Origin of the sequence: Vibrio sp. 05-20-BW147 (assembly GCF_013369385.1) — a bacterium.
GTDB classification, from domain to species: domain Bacteria; phylum Pseudomonadota; class Gammaproteobacteria; order Enterobacterales; family Vibrionaceae; genus Vibrio; species Vibrio floridensis.
On the sequence record NZ_SZTO01000073.1, the window covers coordinates 1 to 1,650 of the forward strand.

The 1,650-nt window shown below is 39.1% G+C and carries 4 protein-coding genes; all 4 read left to right on the forward strand.

Annotation, left to right across the window (positions count from 1 at the left end; genetic code table 11):
• Nucleotides 1-65 precede the first annotated feature (65 nt).
• The 4 genes from FC652_RS19970 to FC652_RS19990 all read left to right on the forward strand — a co-directional run bounded on the left by FC652_RS19970 (nt 66) and on the right by FC652_RS19990 (nt 1,595).
• A complete protein-coding gene (locus tag FC652_RS19970; RefSeq protein ID WP_176299889.1) occupies nt 66-293 on the forward strand; it encodes a hypothetical protein in 228 nt (75 codons plus the stop codon).
• Nucleotides 294-448: 155 nt separating this feature from the next.
• Nucleotides 449-970 (forward strand): hypothetical protein, encoded by a 522-nt coding sequence (locus FC652_RS19980; RefSeq protein WP_065818823.1) that lies wholly within the window; start codon nt 449-451, stop codon nt 968-970.
• Complete coding sequence (locus FC652_RS19985; RefSeq protein ID WP_244292312.1) at nt 963-1,097, forward strand: DUF3265 domain-containing protein; 135 nt, start codon at nt 963-965, stop codon at nt 1,095-1,097. The genes FC652_RS19980 and FC652_RS19985 overlap by 8 nt, the downstream gene beginning before the upstream one ends.
• Nucleotides 1,098-1,121: 24 nt before the next feature.
• Entirely contained in the window at nt 1,122-1,595 is a 474-nt protein-coding gene (locus FC652_RS19990; protein WP_025590398.1) for a hypothetical protein, read from the forward strand.
• Nucleotides 1,596-1,650 lie beyond the last annotated feature (55 nt).

Below are 1,650 nucleotides of genomic sequence, written 5' to 3' on the forward strand. Positions count from 1 at the left end.
GCATTCACCCCTTAACGCAGCGTTAGCCCTTAAGGGAAAATTAATTAAACAGTAAGGAAATTTAGATGCATACAAAAGAATCAGTTTCAAAAATATTGGATTTTGCTAATGCTAAATTGGCGCAACACCCTGAATATGAAGAATGGATGGTATTTGACGGAGCTGATGTTCACCCGAATGGAAAAATTGTACCGAGGTTCAAAACTAAAAATGGCAAATCAGGCTTCAGTGAACCAAAATTCCCAGTTTATCAAGAGGTTTGGGTTGAAGCGGCAACAGCACTTGGCTTGTAATTAGACTTGGGTACCGGGCTAACAAACTGCTTAAGTGGGATTCGCAATGCGTGGCATTTTCAGCATGCGGTAGGTTTTGTGATTAAGGTGATGTGCGGTAGCTTTCTTAGTGCATTGCTCACCCCTTAGCAGGGCGTTATGCATAAAGAGGAAATATGTCAGATATAGCTAATGCAATAAATAGTCTTGCGGAACCGAGAATAATTGATTGGGCAACGCTTATCGTGGCTGCTGCATCATTGATAGTTGCATGTTTCGCAGCCAAGTTTTCACTTGAGCAGAAGCAGATATCGAGTAGATCTGAGCGTACTAAGGTATTAGAAGAACTATTTGATATTTTACATATTCTTAAACACTATGATGGCGAAAATATAGATAGTGATCTGTTGGATAAGACTTTTAAAAGGTTACAAAAAATCAAGCTTACTAGTACGGAGCTTTTTTCTGAGGAAGCAACTGAATTTGTAACAGAAGTGATGGAAAAAACGCATGCTATGGGTACCAAAAGAGCACTGTATAAAAACGGTATACCAGATTTGTTTTTTAAGATAATTGAGTCAAGTGAAATTGAGGTTGACCTTCCTAATTTAGAAGAAAAAAATCGTACGGTTTACAACGAATATCGTTATTTTTTCAAAAAAGGGGCATTTGATAAATTTAAGAAGTTGTTTGCATAATATGCATAACAAGGCGTTCAAGAGGGATTCGTGCCGCGTGGCATTTTTGGTATCCAGTGAGTTTTGTGGTGAATGTGGTTTACGTAAAGTTAGTTTAGGCGGCACTCACCCCTTAACGCAGCGTTAGCCTTCAAGTTTGATATGGGTAGTTATGGAAATACTAAGCAAATATGCATCTGAAATTATTGCGTTGTGCGCACTGTTTTTAACTGTGTACCAAGCCAGCAGTCAGCGTCGCCAAAATCGTATCTCACTAAAACCTCACCTGGATCTATTTACTGAACGCTTTTTTAAAAATGGTGTGGGTCGTATTGAAATTTATCTAATAAATAATGGTTTAGGCCCAGCGTTCATTGAAACGTTTGATGTAGCACTTGGTGACAAAAACTATAGTGCTAGAGATGCTCTTACTGCATTATTCGGCGACAGATCAGACGCCTTTAACTATACAGAGTTATCTAAAGGCTACGCTATTGCTCATAATCAAAGAATACGCTTACTATCCGTGGATTTTCCGGCTAAAGACTGGGCTGAAGTTAGTAGTCTCGAAGAAAGTATCAGCTCACTAAGGCTAAGTATTAATTATAAGTCTGTTCATGGACAAGCCTTCTCGCTAAACGATTAAAGGCTAACAAGGCGTTCAAGAGGGATTCATGCCGCGTGGCATTTTTGGTTTGCAG